Source organism: Salicibibacter cibarius (genome assembly GCF_016495725.1).
Lineage (GTDB): Bacteria > Bacillota > Bacilli > Bacillales > Marinococcaceae > Salicibibacter > Salicibibacter cibarius.
Genome location: NZ_CP054705.1, coordinates 2177544 through 2196089 on the forward strand (window position 1 = coordinate 2177544; position 18546 = coordinate 2196089).

Below are 18546 nucleotides of genomic sequence, written 5' to 3' on the forward strand. Positions count from 1 at the left end.
GCATGCAATTGCGTTTTTATATGGGGGAAAGCGGAACCGGAAAAACAACCGCCTTATTGAATGAAGTAGAGCGCGCATTGTCTGAAGAAGCCGTCGACGGCCCGCCCATCCTTTTTCTCGTTCCGGAACAAATGACGTTTCAAATCGAATACCAATTGACTAAACAGCTCGGCGGGATGTCGCGTGCCCATGTGTTAAGTTTCTCGCGTCTGGCTCTGCGTGTCTTGCAAGAAACCGGGGGGAATACCGGTGACCGTTTGCAACGGGCCGGTGTCCATATGCTGCTTCGCAAAATTGTGGAAGAGGAGAAAAAGCATTTCCGCGTGTTTCGAAAAGCAGCCGATACGGACGGCTTTATTAATGAACTGGAACTGATGATGACGGAAATGCGGCGGCAAGCGTTAACACCGGAGATGATCGCCGAAAAGCAATCGCTATTGGGAGAAGATGGAAAAACGGCCGGGCTGCACGATAAGCTTCATGATATATCTCTCGTTTTTGAGCGGTTTGAACAAGCCTTTCAGGGCACTTACATGAACACGGAAGAAGCGCTAAAACGGCTCATCCGACAATTGCCTGATTCGGAGTGGCTGGAGGGTGCCATCGTTTACATTGACGGGTTTTACGATTTCAGCCCGCAGGAGCTGTATGTCATCGAATCCTTGTTTGCCAGAGCAAAGGAAATGACAGTTGCCCTTACCATCGATCATGTCCCTAACCAAGACAGGGATCCCAATGAACTTGACCGTTTCTATCTGACGTCAAAAACGTACACAAAATTGACCACTCTTACCATTGATCACAATATTGGTTGGAACGTCCGTATGTTTTCAGACGAACACCCAAGTGTTCACGAAGAAGCCCCTCAGTTGTTTGAAGCGGTGAACCGGCGAGCGGAAGTTGAAGGCGTTGCGCGTAAAATCATTGAACTCGTTCGCGACGATGGGTATAAATACAAGGACATTGCCCTTCTCGTTCGCGATGACAGACCGTACGATGAATTGCTAAAACGCGTGTTTGGCCGCCTTGAAATCCCGATTTTTTTGGATGAAAAAAGGTCAATGATGCATCACCCGGTCGTAGAGCTTATTCGTTCTACGCTCGAAATCGTTGAAAAAAATTGGCCGTTTGAAGCGGTATTTCGCGCCTTGAAAACCGACTTGTTTTTTTTGCCCGAAGACAATTGGAGGGATTGGCGTGAGAAAGTGGACGAGCTGGAAAACTACGCGTTGGCTCACGGCATTTACGGAAATAAATGGAAAGAAGAACATCGTTGGCACTATTTACGGCACCGAAATGTGATGGATACCGATGGACAGACCGATATGGAAAAAAAGATTGAAGCTCGCCTTAACAACACGCGAGATGCGTTGATTGCGCCGTTACTCACGTTGGAAACGCGTTTGAAAGAAAGAAAAAGCGTACGGGGGCGTTGCGAAGCATTGTATCTTTTTTTCGAAGAATTGCAGTTGCCGGCTAAAATAGAAAGGATGCGGGATCAAGCAATGACAGACGGTGCGTTGGAAAGTGCTGCAGAGCATGATCAAGTATGGGAAAATGTGATGGATCTGCTCGATCAATTTGTGGACGCGGCCGGCGATGACCATCTCTCGCTCTTTTACTTTAGCCGCATGATGGATGCCGGCTTGGAAAGCATGCAATTTGCAATCGTCCCCCCTGCCATTGATCAAGTGACCATCGCGGATATGGAACGCTCTCGTCTGCCGGATGTACGCGTCACCTTTATTCTCGGTGCAAATGAGGGGATTTTGCCGGCTAAACCGGAAGAAGAAGGGTTGATCCGCGACCGTGAACGTGATCAGCTGGAATCCATCGGTCTTTCCGTCGGACCTTCAGCCAATGACCGTCTTTGGAACGAACCCTTTTACTTATATATGGCAGAAGAAAGCCCGGCCGATTTGCTTATTTACACCTATGCACTTGCCGACGAAGACGGCAAAACATTGCTTCCGTCCCCGCTTGTTACGCGTTTGCGGGAACAATATCCAAATATGGCACAAACATTTATCGAAGCGGATGCCGGCAGCGCGCAGGAAGACATGCAATGGACGTTTATCAATCATCCGGAACAAGCGATTGAGGAACTGGTTATGCAATTGCAGAGATGGCGGAATGGCGAAGAGCTCCCTGACGTTTGGGGTCATGTCTATAATTGGTTTACGGCAAAATCAGAATGGCAGGATCGCTTGCGAACCGCGTTGGGAAGTTTATTTTACAAAAATCAAGCCATGAGGTTGGATGAAGGAACGACGAAGGAGCTTTATGGAGAAGATATCCAAACGAGCGTCAGCCGTATGGAAATGTTTCAAAAATGTGCGTTTCGGCATTTTGGTACGTATGGATTAGGGTTAAAAGAACGTGAGATTTTCAAATTGGAAGCCCCGGATATCGGTGAGCTTTTTCATGCTGCCCTTAAAGATGTAGCGGAAGTTGTCCGGGAACAAAACCTTGTATGGGCGGATCTATCCGATCATGAGTGCGCGCAGATTGCCCGCGAAACCGTAGAGAAGCTGTTGCCCTACGTCCAACGAAATATTATGTTCAGCACGAATCGCTATGCTTATTTAAGCAAAAAATTGGAGGATGTTGTTGTCCATACGACGAAGACGTTGCGTACTCAGGCGCAATCATCAAGTTTTGTCCCTATCGGGCTTGAAGTCCAATTCGGAAATCAAAAAGGGAATATCCCCACTTATGAATTTCATTTAAAAAATGGAAGCAATCTGTCTTTGCGCGGGCGTATTGACCGCGTGGATCATGCCAAAAGTGAAAGCGGCGACCTGTTGCGTGTGATCGACTATAAATCGAGCCGGCAACAATGGCGCCTATCGGATGTCTTTCATGGTATTTCCCTACAAATGCCGGTTTATTTGGATATCATTTTGCATGGCGCCAAACAATGGTTGGGGACGGACGCGGATATCGGCGGGATGTTTTATTTCCATGTCCACAACCCGATCGTTGAAGCGGATGAGGATATGGATGAGGCCAAGATTGCCGACAAACTTTTGAAGCAGTTTAAGATGCAGGGGATTTTACCCGCGGATGAAACGATTGCCACCTTGATGGATCAATCCCTTCATGAAGGCGGTCACTCGTCCATTATCCCTGTTTACATGAAAAAGGACGGCGCTTTTTCCGAATCTAAATCTTCCATTGTTGCAAAAGATGATTTCCAATCGTTGCGACGGTATTTGCGTACCAAGATGAAAGACATCGGAGAAATGATGAGTGAAGGCAAGGTAGGGATCGACCCATACCGCACCGATAAAAACGAAATCGCTTGTACGTATTGCCCGCTTCAATCGGTTTGTCAATTTGATCCCACACTTCCGAGCAATGACTATCGACTGCTCCCTACGCTTTCGGATGAAATAACGATGGCAAATATGAAACGTGAGGAGGATGAGTCTTGACTCCAGATGTAGAACACGTGCGGTGGCAGATGGCCGAAAAGCCGACCAATGTCCGTTGGACCAATGATCAGTGGCGTGCGATCGCGTTACGCGGGGGGAATATTCTCGTATCGGCGGCCGCCGGTAGCGGGAAAACCGCTGTGCTTGTCGAACGAATCGCGCGCAGAGTTATCGATCCAAATGATCCGGCAGAGATCGATCATTTGCTCGTCGTTACCTTTACAAATGCAGCTGCAGCGGAAATGAGCATACGCATTGGCGAACGATTGGATGAAGCTTTGAAAGATAATCCCGGATCATTACATTTACAAAGGCAGCGCCAATTGTTAAACCGTGCCCACATCTCCACGCTTCATTCATTCTGCAATCAAGTGATTCGACATTATTATTATGAAGCTAATATTGATCCGAATGTGAGAGTCGCCAATGATACCGAACGGGAAATTTTGAAAGAAGAAGTGCTGGACGAGGTTTTGGAAGAATACTACGGATCCGGGGACGGGCTTTTCTTTGAGTTGGTGGATGCTTACAGCGGCGACCGCAGTGATGAAGGGCTTCGACAGTTGCTATTGTCCTTGTTCACTCAAGCCCGGGCGCAGCCGGAACCGCACCGCTGGCTGGAAGATGTGGCCCGCATGTATGAACGTTCCTATGAAAGCTTGGAGGATACGCCCTGGGGGGCTTCTTTTCAATCGCACGCCCGTGAACAATTGCAAGTCGCCGCAGATTTATTATCAAAAGCAATAACTCTCGCCGAGCACCCTTCCGGCCCTTCAAAATACATTGGCGTGCTCACAAATGAACAGCAAATGTTGGAAACTTTGCTTGCGAGTGATACTTGGGACGATTTGCACGAGACATTCAAACATTTCTCTTCGCAAAGGATGCCCGCCAAAGACAAAGAAGCCGATGAATCGATGGCAAAAGAGAGCAAGGGTTATCGGGACGAAGCAAAGAAAATCATCGATGATGTTGCCAAAATATTCGCCCCGAACCCAGAAACCCATTTGGATAAGATTCGCGGTATGAAAGAGAATGTACGCTTGCTTGTGACCCTTGTCCAAGACTTTAGCGTACGCTATGCGGATGAGAAAAGGGAAAAAGCGCTCATTGACTATGAAGATTTGGAGCATTTAACGTTGCAAATTTTGCGGGAAGGAGACACGCAACAACCATCGGCGGTTGCCCTTGCCTACCGGGATTATTTTACGGAAATTCTCACCGATGAGTACCAGGATACAAACCGTGTCCAAGAAGCGATTCTTCAATTGCTTTCCAACGGTCACAACCGTTTCATGGTCGGGGATGTAAAACAGAGCATTTACCGTTTTCGCCTCGCTGAGCCCTCGCTTTTTTTAGAGAAACAACAAAGCTACGGAACATTGAAAAATGAAGATGTAGGGAGCGTGAAGAATAATGGGATTCGCGTGGACCTCGCTGAAAATTTCCGAAGCAGAAAACAGGTGCTCGACGGGGTCAACTATGTTTTTAAGCAAGTGATGGATGAAACGATCGGAGATGTCCATTATGATGAGGACCAAGCGCTTCGTTACGGCAATCTGGACTATGACCAAGAAGCTATAGGTTATGAAAACGAGGTCGTCCTGCTAGACAGAACGGGGCATGGGCACGACGACGAAGAGGAAGAACTTCAAGCCGCAGAAAAGGAAGGACAATGGATCGCGGAGCGCATCCAATCCATGATTGAAAACCGCTTTCCCGTTTACGATAAACACTCCGGCCAAACGCGACCTGTGGAATACCGGGATATCACGATTTTGATGCGCACAATGAATGCTGCGCCAACATTTATGGATGTCTTTAAACAGGCGGGAATCCCCAGTTACGCGGCCCAGTCCGGCGGGTATTTCAGACGCGTGGAAGTACAAGTTATGATGGCTTTACTTCGTGTGATTGACAACCCATATCAAGACATTCCACTCGCGAGTGTGCTCCGTTCTCCAATCGTTGGGCTGCGTGAAAATGAACTGGCAGACATCCGTTTGGCCGGTAAAGGAGAAGCCTTCTATGAAGCGATGAAAAAAATTGTGGCGGAACAACCCGTCCTTCCGGCCGACGCCAAACTTTCGTTTATGGAAGAAAAACAAAGAGCCGGAGAAGAATGGAGAAATCGGGTGGCGGCCTTTTACCGCCATTTACAAAAATGGCGCTCCCAAGCGCGCAATCATTCTTTATCCAAATTAATCTGGGATTTGTTCCATGAAACAGGTTATGATGCCTTCGTCGGTGGTCTTCCCGGAGGAAAGGAGAGGCAGGCGAACCTCCATGCTCTTTATGATCGGGCACGTGCTTATGAACAGACTTCTTTCAGAGGCTTGTTTCGCTTTCTGCGTTTCGTTGACCGTATGGAAGAGAGGGGAGACGATTTGGAAGTAGCGCGTACCCTCGGAGAACAAGAAAACGTTGTGAAAATCATGTCGGTTCATAAAAGCAAGGGGTTGGAGTTTCCCGTGCTGTTCGTCGCCGGGATGACGAAACAATTTAATTTGAGAGATGCACAAGCGCCCATACAAATTCATCAATCGCTTGGGTTTGGCTCCAAATATATAGACACCGAAAAACGGGCAACATTCCAAACATTGCCCCTCATCACGATGAAACAGGAAACACGAAAAGAGCAAATTTCGGAGGAGCTCCGCATTCTTTACGTAGCGATGACGCGCGCCAAAGAAAAAGCCATTCTTGTCGGGGTCGCAAAAGAACCCGAGAAAACGGTCGATGGATGGCTGAAAAAAGCAATGACAGCGAGCGAAAAATTACCCTTTCAAACGAGGGCTCGGGCGAAAACATTTTTTGATTGGATTGGTCCTTCCATCATTCGACACCCCGCTTCAAGCGCATTGCGTGAAATAGCGGAAATCCCATTCGATTCTATTCTTGCGGATGAATCCGAGTGGAACGTCACCTTTTCTGAAACCGAGGGCTTATTTGCCGACGAACCAAACAGTGGCGACTTGGAAGCGACATTTGCTAAGGTGCAAACCTTACAGCCCATTGAATTGGAGTCAAAAGACGATACCGTTGCCGACCTCGTGCAAAAACGTCTCGATTGGGTTTATCCACGCCCTTCGGCAACAACACATTTTGCCAAGCAGAGTGTGAGCGAAATAAAAAAGCGTAACGATAACGAAGATCCATATGCTGCAAAACCGATGCGTGAACAGCATTTTCAATCGAACAATGCCACGCGTCCACGTTTCATGCAAGAAGATAAAGGTTCCCTTAACCGTGCCGAGTTCGGAACAGCAATGCACGCGGTGATGCAACGCATCTCCCTTCAAAGCCATACTGTTTCTCAAATTGAGGCAAAGGTTAAAGAAATGAAAGAAAAAGAGCAGTTAACAAAAACACAAGCACAAGCGATTGATGTCCATGCCATTTCTCGTTTCTTTCAATCCGACTTGGGCAAACGGCTCCGATGTTCCTCTCATGTCTATCGCGAAGTGCCATTTACGTTCGTTAAATCCGCTGAGGAAATCCATCCTGGCTGGGACGATGAATATTCGGAACCAATCCTTATCCAAGGGGTGGCTGACTGTTTGTTTCATGATGATGATCAACGATTCGTTCTTATTGATTACAAGAGCGATAAGATCAATACCCGGATGAATGAGACATTGCTTCGCAAGCGTTATGAACAACAGGTGAACCTCTACACGGAAGCGATCGAACAAATATGGAAAACGAATGTTCATGAAAAATATTTGTATTTCTTTGATGGCGGGTTCACGATCTCGATATAAAAGGCTGACGCTTCACCGAAATCCATCGTTAAGATTTAGCTGTGGAAAAACACTGCGCTTTCCGTGGGCTTGCGCTCAGCCTCCTCGTTAGTCGCACTTATGCCGGTAAGAAAGTTGATTATAATTTCTTACCGGCAAAAAAGAAGTTTGCTTTTTTTGGCGGGGGCTTCCCACTGCGCTTTCCCACAGGGGTATTCGTGTTTTTCATCCGCTAGCCAGTGTTGTGTGGTTGAATTACCTGGTCACCCAGCATCGGGCAAGCCACGCGTCAATCGGCCGCAAGCAGTCGCCCATCTCTGTTTTCGACGATCATCCAGATTTTAGATCGATAGAATCCTGCGCAAAGAGGGGCAACCCATATTGAACCCGTGTCTCAGTAGCATTTGCAGGTGTGATCTTTTATTTCAGCCATAGTGCACACTAGTAGAAGGACCGAGGAGACAGCAAACACTCGCAAGGGTAACAAACATCAGACACGCGGGAAACGTGCCCGAAAAAGGGCTATATTTCGAGTGTGTGTCTCTGTTGCCATCCAGGTTCGGAGTCGCGCCACTTTTAACAGAAACTTCTCATAAGCTTCGTTTTGTGTTCTGTTTCTAATATCGCATGTGGACAGCTTACGATCTAATTTCAGCGCTATCGCCGTTTTTATATCGCAAAAAGCCATTATGCGTTATAATTTCGCGGATCGTTTCAGTCATTATATCGCAAAGAGCCGTCATACGTTATAATTTCAGCGAAAGCTCCGCTAATATATCGTATCGAGCTGTCTTCGGGTCTAGTTGGTCACCCTTCTATTCTAGCCCGAATTGTAACTGTTCTTACCGATGTCAAGCGTATAAACATTTGGATCTTTACTCGTTTGTTAGTCGCACATTAATCCATATACCATCGATTTTAGCGTTTGCCCAATGACGGAAGTCAGATTTCAAAAGCCTGAGATCGAAAATCCCTCTTAGGAAACGAAGAATGATTCTCCGACTTCCGGCATAAAGGAGGTTCTTTAATGAGAATTTTACACACCGCCGACTGGCACTTGGGACGCACATTGGAAGGCAGAGACCGAAAGCCTGAACATGAGGCGTTTATGGATGAACTCATGACGATTGTTGACGAATATGCCGTTGATGCCGTTCTGATTGCCGGGGATATTTTCGACAGCAGCAACCCACCTGCCGAGGCCGAACGTTTCTATTATGAAAGCATGAGCAGACTTTCTGATCAAGGGAAGCGACCGGTCGTCATCATTGCCGGCAATCACGATCAGCCGGAGCGTTTGTCGGCCGCAATGCCCCTCGTTCAAGGCCAAGAGATTTACATGGTCGGATTGCCGCAATCCGCAGCGTTAAAAGTCCCGATAAAACAGGAAGGGACGCATTTACACATTGCCGCGCTTCCTTATCCCTCGGAGGCAAGGTTAAAGGAGAGTTTTTCGGATTCCGAAGCATTTGCAGGGGATGATGAAACGTATCGTGCTGCATATGATGCCCGCATTGCCCGTTTATTTCAACAGTTAAGCAGCGGCTTCACGCGTGATAACGTCAATATGGCGATGAGCCATCTCTTTATAGCCGGAGGCGCAGGCTCCGACTCGGAACGTCCAATCGAAATGGGCGGGGCATACACGGTGCGTCCGGGAAGTCTTCCCGAGAATGTTGCTTACACCGCTTTGGGCCACTTGCATCGTCCCCAATGGGTAAAAGAAGCAACATCTTCGGCCCGTTATGCCGGTTCCCCCCTTGCTTTTTCCTTCAATGAGACCGGGGTTACCAAATCGGTCACGGTGATTGAAGCTGACCCCGGTAAGCAAGCGCGTGTAACGGAAGTACCGCTTTCGAGCGGGAAAAGACTGACACGTTGGCATGCCACGGAAGGCATTGCACAAGTGCATCGATGGTTGGATGAACGTCATGGAATGAATGATTGGATTGACTTGTCTATTCATAGCGAGCACACCATCAAACCTGATGATATCCAAGCGATTCGTCGTGCTCACCCGGGAATTGTAACCATTCGCGCCGTTTTACCCGAAGAGACGTTTAAACCAATGGAATCGCGTCAACATCTGCCCATTGATGAATTATTCCGGCAATTTTATGAGAAAAAAAGCGATGGAGCTACACCGGAACCTGAACTTACGCAACTATTTTTGGAACTTCTGGAAGAAGATGATTCCGTTCAGGAGGAGGTGAATGTCCGTTGAGACCATTACAGTTAAACGTACGGGGCCTCCACAGTTTTCGCAAAGAACAAACGATTGATTTCAGCCAACTCTGTGATGGTGGTGTCTTCGGTATTTTCGGCCCTACGGGAAGTGGGAAGTCGTCGATTCTGGACGCGATGACGTTTGCTTTGTATGGGAAAATTAGCCGGTCTGGAAGTGTCGGCGCGAGCATGATTAATCAATCGGAGACGGAAGTCGCCGTTTCTTTCTCTTTTCGGCTCGGCAACCGTACGTTTATCGCCGACAGAAGGGCAAAACGAAAAGATACGGCCTTGCAAACGACGCGTTCCCGTTTTATCGAAACGACCGAAGAACCGGTCGTACTGGCCGACAAAAAAGGGGCAATGGATCGGGAGATCGAAATGATGATCGGGTTGAAAATTGAAGATTTCACCCGCGCGGTCGTTCTCCCGCAAAACAAGTTTTCCGAATTTCTGAGTCTCAAAGGCGCCGAACGCAGCAAAATGTTGCAACGATTATTTGATTTAGAGAAATATGGGGATGAGTTAAACGAGAAAATCAAAAAACATCTCGCCGAGGCAAGTGCAAAAAAAGATACAATTGAAGCCGAACAAAACGGGCTAGGCGATGCTTCCGAAGAAGCATTGACGAAAGCCAGGCAGACGGTAGTCCAAGTAGAGAACGCACTACATAGGGAAGAAACCTTAAAAGAAGAACTGGAAACGAAATGGCAAAGGGCAAAAGAAATACTACAACAACAAAAGATTGAAGCTGAACTCGAAAACGAGCTAGCATCCTTATCGGAGGAACGCCCCCATCACGAAAAGCGCCGGCAAGCGTTGCGTATCAGCGCGATCGCGAATCAGCTGCTCCCGTATCGGGAAGAGCAGGAACGGAGCGAACGTGAACAACATGAGGCCGAAAAAGCGTTAAAAGAAAGCAGTGAACAAGTGGAAAAACTGGTAAAAAAGGAAAAAGAAGCGCAAGATTACTATCGGAAAACAAAGGAAAAACGACAAGCGGAAGAGCCACAGCTCACCGTAAAAATCGCGAAACTGGAAGAGGCAAAAGGACTGGAAGCAGAGTTGCAAACATCTGCTCAAAAAATGGAGGCGCTCCGGGAAGAAGAATCGCGTTTGTCAAAGGAAAAAGAAACCGCAGATAATAACTTTCAGAAAGCACAAGAAACGGAAACGAACGCGAAGCGCCTTATAAAGGAGAAAGAAGAGCTGCTTAACGCCTATGAAACAGCTCAATCCAGTCGGGAAAAAATTCGACAGGCTTTTGAAAAGGGCGAAGCTTTAAGGCAACAAGCCGAGCGTTTGGATGAGGAGAAAAGCGCGGAACAAATCGCCGTTGATAAAGTTAAACAACAGGAAGCTTACATGAGAGAGGAAAAAGCAAAAAGGGATCAATTATTCGAGCGTTTGAAGTCGACCCGAAAAAACCTTTTCCAGTGGTTTTTTGATTTAAGCGAAGCAAAAAGAGAACAACAATCCTTAATCGCTACCATCAAGGACATGCAAGCAAAAAAGATTCATGCGAGCGAGGCGAAAGCGGTACAAGCCCTTGTTTCCCGACTGGAAAAAGGAGACGCTTGTCCTGTTTGCGGTTCCACCGAGCATCCGGCGCCAGGGCATTCACTTGATGCTCAAGCGCACGATAGAGATTTGTTTCAATCCATATGTGAGCGTTTGGAAGCAGAAACAAGCATTGACCGATATCGTTGGGAACTTGAGCGTTATTCCGAGCAAATCACGGCGGTGACAAAGGAGAAGGCAGCGCAGCCACCAATAGATCAAGGCACGCCTTCCCATCCTAAGCTTTTAAGCGATTTGACCGCAGAGGATGCACAAACGAGAGCAGATCAATTTTTGCATAAATTGGAAGCGAAAACCAAATCATTGGATACACTTTTGACTAATACAAAGCAATGGCTCGAACAAGCACAACAACACACCTCTAATCTCAACGAAATCGACGCACTCTACAAGCAAACGGCGTCCAATCGCGAGGATGCCACAATGAAAAAACAAAAGCAGGAAACCATTTACGAAAAACAAAAGAAAGAATGGCACGAATCGTTTCCGGATCATTCCTTGGAGACCATTCATGAAGAATGGCAAACGGCACAAAAAGAACATGAACAACAGGAAGAGCTTAGGGAAGATGTGCGTCAACAACAAAAACATTTAGAATCATTACGAGAAAACATAAAAGAGATCGAATCCAAACGAACCAACGTACAAATGTTTCTTTTACAACGAAAAGCGGAACGGGAACATCAGGAAAAAGAATACCGGCAAGCTCAAGTAAAGCTTGAGGAAGCACTCGGTGAAAACACATCAGCAACAAAAGCACTGGCGGACGCTGAGGAGACCCTCCGGCATCTCCAAAACGACGAGAAAACCGCGGAAGAGAACTATCAAAAAACGACAACCAGCCGACAAGAAGCAGAACAAACAAAATCGGCCGCCGAGGAACAATACGCATCTGCACATAGAAATCATGCATTGGCGAACGAACGCTGGGAACAGCAAAAAAACACAGACGAAGGCACGGAAGCCGAAAAGCTTTTGCAAGGGGCATTGGATAGTTCAACACTTAAAGGTTATGCCTTAAATGCTGAAAAACGAAACGAATACGAAACGCAAATTCAGCGTTTTGAAACGAAATGGGCTCAAACAAAGCAACGACTAGCGGAAGTAGAGGAAGCATTGGACGGAAAACGGATGACAGAGGAAGAATGGGGATCATTAGACGAAGCCTTTCAACAAAAAAAGGAACAAGTCGATCAAAAGAAGGAAGAACGAAGCGTTGCCCGCTCAAAATGGGAGGACCTTCAAGAAAAGCATCACCGTTATGTGGAACTTGAAGAAGAACGGCAACAAGCGGCGACTAAAATCGGTCATTATCAAGAATTGGAGAGAGTGTTTAAAGGAAAAGCATTTGTCAATTATATCGCCGAAGAACAACTTGTGCAAGTGACTCGGCATGCTTCCGAGCGCCTCCATGCCCTCACACAGGGGAGGTACGCCTTGGCGCTCGATTCAGACAATAACTTTTTAATTGCTGATTATTTTAACGGCGGGCAAAAACGGCCGACGTCCACGCTTTCCGGAGGGGAAACCTTTTTAACTTCGTTGGCGCTCGCTCTTTCCCTGTCCGTATCCATTCAATTGAGAGGCCAGTATCCGCTCGAATTCTTTTTCCTTGATGAAGGCTTTGGTACGCTCGATGCTGAATTGTTGGACACTGTCGTCAACGCTCTTGAACAATTGCAGACCGACCACCTTGCCGTTGGCGTCATCAGCCACGTCCCCGAATTGCAAGAGCGTTTGCACAAACGCTTGCTCGTGGAAGCGCCGAAACCCGATGGCCAAGGCAGCTGCTTAACGATCACGAGCTGATATCAGGGGCTATGGTGCCCGAACAATGTAAAAAACAGGCGATTCGGGTATCATAAAGCGTTCATGAAGCCCGAGAAGAGTCAAAAATCAACGATTCGGTCGCCATGAACGCCCTATGGAGCCCGAAAGCATGTAAAAAAGGTGAATTCAGTCGTCATGGGGATCCGAGTGAAGCAAAAAAGCGGAAAAGACATCGGCGGCTAGGCTTCTCACTATGCATTCAATGACTTTCCAGCATACAATAACGAAAAATGAAAGTAATGAGGGACGAACATGTCATTTAATGAGCGCATCCATTTAGGGGCCGAGCGTTATCAAAACCAAAAAGATAAAAGATTGTGCCGAAATCCAAAGCCCTCTTGCCCACAGTGTTGTATGGTTTGTTATTTCTTGAAAAACTGTGGTTAAAGGATATTAATAAGAGATAGCCATGAGGGTAAATGCTTCGTGGCTATCTCTTTGTGCTACATTTTACGGTTAAGATGTGATAAAATACAGAAAAAGGTGTTTGAGGTGATCTGAAATGCACAAGGAGCAGGTAAAGGATATTATTGATAAGATGCCTGAAAACAGTTCTTTCGAAGATCTTCAATATACCATTTTTGTACAGAGTAAAATTCAAAACGGACTTCACGCTGTCGAAAATGGTGATATTGTTTCCCAAGATGAAATGGAGAAACGGGTAGAAAAATGGCTAAAACAGTAATCTGGTCAAGTCCGGCTGCTACTGATTTGGAAAGGGCAGTCGCGTACATTTACGAGGATTCACCATCGTATGCGATTGCTTTTTATAATAAAGTCAAAGAACGTTCCAGATCTTTAAGTGAGTTTGCCAATCGTGGAAGGATAGTTCCTGAACACGACGACAAACAAACAAGTGAGAGAGATATTCATTCATCGTTACCGCCTAATTTATAAAGTTTTCTACCGAGAAATTGTGATACTTGCTTTTGTACATGGTGCTCAACAATGTATGAAAAGATAATCAGCCTTAGGATGATTATCCATTAAACCCCCGCCGTTCGATCTCCATCTCGCTCCATGCCCAAAGGTCCTTTGCGAGTTCGTCATCCAACGCTTTTCTCTTCAGTACCTGTCGTCTCCCGCCTTCATAATAATAACCGCCGTTCACCAATTCGCGGGTCGAAGCCAAATAAATGCTCGTTTGCGCACCTTCACGCGCTGTTTTCAAAAAAGGGCGCAGGACATCATGAATCTTTTGACCGAATCCCGTGTCGCGATTGACTCCGATTTGGGTGCTTGCCGCCCCCGGATGCACACTGACGGCATTGACAAAACTTGTCTTCAAACGCCTCGCCAATTCTATCGTAAACAAGACATTGGCAAGCTTTGAGCGTGCATACCCTTTCCATATCCCAAACGTTTCTAAATGCGGATCAGAAAAATCAATCGTTCCCCATTTGTAAGCGCCGGAAGAAAGGGTAATAATGCGGGCGTTATCCTTTCCATTAAGTAATGGCAACAGTTTGGTTGTTAAGTAAAAATGGCCAATATGGTTGACGCCGAGCATCTTTTCAAAACCGTCTTCGGTGTATTCCCGCTTCACTGTTACGATTCCGGCATTATTGATGAGCGCATAAAGATGTCCGTGTTTTTCTCGATACGTTTCGGCAAAGGAATGAACGCTCGCTAGTGAAGCCAAGTCACAGTGCTTCACATCCAGTTGGGCATACGGAATGCGGGTGAGGATATCCGCTTTCGCATCTTCTCCCCGCCGGACATTCCGACTCGCGATCGTCACATGTGCGCCCCTCGCCGCCAATACTTCCGCTGTTTCTTTTCCTATTCCTCCACTCGCTCCGGTAATAATGATTTTTTTGCCTTGCACTGAAAAGTTTCCCTCGCTATCATAAGAAGATAGATTCATTTTATCATTTAGCCGAGAAAATCGCGACTTCAGTCGTGTAGATGAATCGGCTTTAGCTATGTCAATTAACGACATATGTTATAATGAAATAAAGACCAAAAGTTGGCATTACTGGAGGTGAGCTTAATCCTTCAACACAAAGCATATAAATTTCGCATCTATCCAAACAAAGAACAAGAAATACTAATTGCAAAAACAATAGGTTGTACGAGATTCGTGTATAATCATTTTCTAAATCTATGGAATAAAGAATATTCCGAAGCCGGTAAAGGCTTATCCTATAACGCCTGTTCTGCTTTACTGCCGCGAATGAAAAATGACTCAGAAACTTGTTGGCTGAAAGAAGTGGATAGCATCGCCATTCAATCTTCGCTTAAACATCTTGCCGATGCGTTCGCTCGATTTTTTAATAAGCAAAATCATAAACCTCAATTCAAAAGCAAAAAACATCCTGTTCAAAGTTATACGACAAAAAATGTGAATGACAGCATCCAAATCAAAGAGAATCGTTTGAAATTACCTAAACTTGGCTACGTTAAATTTGCCAAAAGCAAAGACGTCAAAGGACGTATCCTCAATGCCACGATTCAAAAAAAGCCGAGCGGTAAGTTTTTTGTCTCTATGCTTTGCGAAGAAGCCATCAGCGAGCTTCCTAAAACGGATTCGACGGTTGGTATTGACTTAGGTATTACTGATTTCGCCATTCTTTCTGACGGCCGAAAAGTGGACAATCATAGATTCACGTCTCAAATGGAAAAGAAACTAAAGTGTGAACAGCGCAAGTTATCAAGGCGTGCGTCAGTGGCTAAAAACAAAGGCATCAATCTCTTTGACGCCAAAAACTATCAAAAGCAAAAGAAGAAGGTTGCTACATTACACGAAAAAGTGAATAATCAACGGACGGATTTTTTGAATAAGCTAAGTACAGACATCATCACAAACCACGATGTGATCTGTATTGAAGATTTAAACACAAAAGGGATGTTGCGTAATCATAAATTGGCCAAAAACATTTCTGACGTATCATGGTCTAGTTTTGTCGAGAAATTGTATTATAAGGCTGACTGGTATGGGCGTGACATCATCAAAGTGGATCAATGGTTTCCGTCTAGTCAGATTTGTTCCGGGTGCGGACACCATGATGGTAAGAAAACGCTTGATATTCGAGCATGGACTTGCCCTGAATGTCTGGCTCACCATGACCGTGATATCAACGCCAGTAAAAACATCTTAACCGAAGGGTTAAAACATCTTTCTTCAATATAAGATCAACAAAAACCGTAGGGACTACGGGGATAGCTTGGTAAATAAGAGAAACCGCTGATGCTTGCGTATGCCGCTATTCATCAAGTATGCTCTTTTCCCAAGAATCTCGCGACTGTTTAGTCGGGAGAGGTTCAACGCAACCTTTCTGGGAGGATCTCAATGTTTACGAAAGCGCGCCATCTATTGCACACGTATTATGGCTATAATGATTTTCGGCCCGGCCAAGAAGCGATCCTCGGTTCCATTTTTAACGGGCAGCACACGATGGGGATCATGCCTACCGGAGGCGGAAAATCGGTTTGTTATCAATTGCCGTCGCTCGTTTTGGATGGACTGACGATCGTTATTTCGCCGTTGATTGCGTTAATGAAAGATCAAGTCGACGAGATTCAGGAACTCGGCATTTCTGCCACGTATTTAAATAGTTCCTTATCCTTTGAAGAGATGCAGGAGAGGTTGAGTGACGTGCAGGCCGGAAAATATTCCTTGTTATACTTGGCACCGGAACGTTTAACCGCGCCTCATTTTTTGGCTCGTATCCAATCGATGCCGGTCTCGCTAGTCGCCATTGATGAAGCGCATTGCCTCTCGCAATGGGGCCATGATTTTCGCCCGAGTTATCTTGATATCCCTCATTTTATCAATCAACTGCAATCCGAGCCAGTGATTTTAGCGCTCACGGCAACGGCAACGCCGACGGTCGCTGACGATGTATGCAAATCCCTCGGGATTCCGGCAGGAAATATCGTAAAAACCGGGTTCGCGCGTGATAATCTCACGTTCTCTGTCATTAAAGGGCAGGACCGAGACGCGTACATACAAAATTATATTGAAAACAATCAAAACGAGTCGGGCATCATTTACGCGACAACGAGAAAAGAAGTGGAACGCATTGCCCAACGTTTAAAGACGAAAGGATTCAATGCCGCTTATTACCATGGGGGTATGGAAGCAAACGAGCGCGCCGAAAGCCAAGAAGCATTCGTATACGACGAAATCAACGTGATGGTGGCCACAAACGCTTTCGGGATGGGGATTAACAAATCGAATGTTCGCTATGTGATTCACGCGCAAATCCCGAGGACGATGGAAGCATATTATCAAGAAGCGGGGAGAGCAGGGCGGGATGGCGAAAACAGCGATTGCATATTGCTATTTTCCCCTCAAGATATTCAAATTCAGCAATACCTGCTCGAACAATCCCAGCTTGACGAACCGAGAAAAGCAAACGAATTCCGTAAACTACGGGAAATGGTTAATTATTGCCACACCGAATCTTGTCTGCAAGCGTACATTCTTGACTATTTCGGCGAAGCAAACCCGATCGATTGCAAACGATGTCTCCATTGCACAGATCAGCGCAATGTTATTGACGTCACGAAAGACGCCCAAATCGTGTTATCATGCATTAAACGAATGAAAGAAAGGTTTGGGAAAACGATCATTGCCCAGGTGCTTACAGGATCCGGCAACCAAAAAATAAAAGATTTACGCTTTGACCAATTGTCTACCTACGGCCTCATGAAAGGGGAGTCTCAAAAGGCGATCGTTGCATTTATTGATTTTTTAACCGCCCATCGTTATTTAACGCTTACGCAAGGGCAGTACCCTGTGTTGCAACTAAGCGAAAAGTCGGTTGCGATCCTCAAAGGGGAGCAAAAAGTGATGAAAAAAGAGGATGCAACGGCCAAAGCACAAGTCACGGATGACGACCCTCTCTTTCATCGTTTGCGAGAGCTGAGAACCGCACTCGCAAAGAAACATAAAATAGCCCCGTATATGGTGTTTTCCGATCAAACCTTAAAGGAAATGTCCGGCAAACAGCCCGCGACAAAAGCAAGTATGCTTGCCATTAAAGGCGTCGGCGAGCATAAATATGAAGTGTACGGCGAAGCGTTTTTGGACGAGATTCATGGGGAGGAATAACTGGAGTGGCAAAAGGGATGCCCATGGAGGCGCCCCTTGTTTGGCTAATATTGATTAATGAGTCTAGGGAGAAAGGTGAAAAAGCGGTACTAAGAAAACTAGTAATCGCTGTAATATCTATTGTACTCTTTAGTTTCATTATCCCGTTTATCCAATATACGCCACAATCAGAACAAGAACCCAATGTGGGCTATTTTTCTTTTCTTGATCTTGTAATATCTTATATCATCAATTCATCCCTATTTTTTAGTAGGTGGTATCCCCACTTCGTTATTAATTGGAAAAATGGATGAGAAGATTACTTTTCCCCTGAAAAAGCATTGGTTTTGAAAGGCAATTGTATATCGTTGTTTCAGAGCTATAAAATCATATTCCCACACGAAATGGTATCCACAACTCTGACATTCTCGCGCAATCGCGAGAAACACCCATGGATAAATGGCGAATACCACGCTTATAAGGCGTGCCGTTCCGTTTCACCTGTTCAGAGAGATAAACCGGACAAGGTTGAATATGCTTGGTAGGCGTTATCTCAAAGATTAAATCTTTCTCGGGATTGAGATAGCTTTGTTTAATATATTAACGTCTGGAAGTTCGAGCAATTGCTTGGTACAATGATTGTCCACCTGATCACCCCACTATGATTTTGGTTGCACATTCATCATAGCAA

General features: G+C 46.0%; 9 protein-coding genes. 8 read left to right on the top strand and 1 reads right to left on the bottom strand.

Features of this window, described 5'->3' with window-relative positions; all coding sequences use genetic code 11:
• Nucleotides 1-2 precede the first annotated feature (2 nt).
• From addB to HUG15_RS11415, 6 genes are all read left to right on the top strand, one after another.
• Nucleotides 3-3437 carry a helicase-exonuclease AddAB subunit AddB gene (gene addB / locus HUG15_RS11390; RefSeq protein WP_200128727.1) on the top strand — a complete coding sequence of 1145 codons (3435 nt, stop codon included), beginning with the start codon at nucleotides 3-5 and terminating at the stop codon, nucleotides 3435-3437.
• The gene (gene addA, locus HUG15_RS11395) at nucleotides 3434-7201 is read left to right on the top strand and encodes a helicase-exonuclease AddAB subunit AddA (protein ID WP_200128728.1); all 3768 of its coding nucleotides are present in this window, start codon (nucleotides 3434-3436) and stop codon (nucleotides 7199-7201) included. The genes addB and addA overlap by 4 nt, the downstream gene beginning before the upstream one ends.
• Before the next feature lie 1006 nt (nucleotides 7202-8207).
• A complete protein-coding gene (locus HUG15_RS11400; RefSeq protein WP_200128729.1) occupies nucleotides 8208-9404 on the top strand; it encodes a metallophosphoesterase family protein in 1197 nt (398 codons plus the stop codon).
• Complete coding sequence (locus HUG15_RS11405) at nucleotides 9401-12796, top strand: AAA family ATPase (protein ID WP_200128730.1); 3396 nt, start codon at nucleotides 9401-9403, stop codon at nucleotides 12794-12796. Before HUG15_RS11400 ends, HUG15_RS11405 begins: the two co-directional genes overlap by 4 nt.
• A gap of 523 nt (nucleotides 12797-13319) precedes the next feature.
• Nucleotides 13320-13502: a hypothetical protein gene (locus HUG15_RS11410; RefSeq protein ID WP_200128731.1), complete on the top strand. Its 183-nt coding sequence runs from the start codon at nucleotides 13320-13322 to the stop codon at nucleotides 13500-13502.
• The gene (locus HUG15_RS11415; protein WP_200128732.1) at nucleotides 13487-13714 is read left to right on the top strand and encodes a type II toxin-antitoxin system RelE/ParE family toxin; all 228 of its coding nucleotides are present in this window, start codon (nucleotides 13487-13489) and stop codon (nucleotides 13712-13714) included. Before HUG15_RS11410 ends, HUG15_RS11415 begins: the two co-directional genes overlap by 16 nt.
• A gap of 82 nt (nucleotides 13715-13796) precedes the next feature.
• Here HUG15_RS11415 and HUG15_RS11420 read toward each other — a convergent pair whose 3' ends face one another.
• Nucleotides 13797-14645 (bottom strand): SDR family oxidoreductase, encoded by an 849-nt coding sequence (locus HUG15_RS11420; RefSeq protein ID WP_200128733.1) that lies wholly within the window; start codon nucleotides 14643-14645, stop codon nucleotides 13797-13799.
• A gap of 165 nt (nucleotides 14646-14810) precedes the next feature.
• Between HUG15_RS11420 and tnpB the strand changes: the two genes are divergently transcribed.
• The gene (tnpB, locus tag HUG15_RS11425; protein ID WP_200128945.1) at nucleotides 14811-15950 is read left to right on the top strand and encodes an IS200/IS605 family element RNA-guided endonuclease TnpB; all 1140 of its coding nucleotides are present in this window, start codon (nucleotides 14811-14813) and stop codon (nucleotides 15948-15950) included.
• Between the two features lie 159 nt (nucleotides 15951-16109).
• The gene (gene recQ / locus HUG15_RS11430) at nucleotides 16110-17876 is read left to right on the top strand and encodes a DNA helicase RecQ (RefSeq protein WP_200128734.1); all 1767 of its coding nucleotides are present in this window, start codon (nucleotides 16110-16112) and stop codon (nucleotides 17874-17876) included.
• Nucleotides 17877-18546 lie beyond the last annotated feature (670 nt).

Coding starts and splice junctions, on each gene's coding strand:
- addB (WP_200128727.1), top strand. CDS start 3: ATGCAATTGCGTTTTTATATGGGGGAAAGCGGAACCGGAAAAACAACC.
- HUG15_RS11400 (WP_200128729.1), top strand. CDS start 8,208: ATGAGAATTTTACACACCGCCGACTGGCACTTGGGACGCACATTGGAA.
- HUG15_RS11410 (WP_200128731.1), top strand. CDS start 13,320: ATGCACAAGGAGCAGGTAAAGGATATTATTGATAAGATGCCTGAAAAC.
- HUG15_RS11415 (WP_200128732.1), top strand. CDS start 13,487: ATGGCTAAAACAGTAATCTGGTCAAGTCCGGCTGCTACTGATTTGGAA.
- recQ (WP_200128734.1), top strand. CDS start 16,110: ATGTTTACGAAAGCGCGCCATCTATTGCACACGTATTATGGCTATAAT.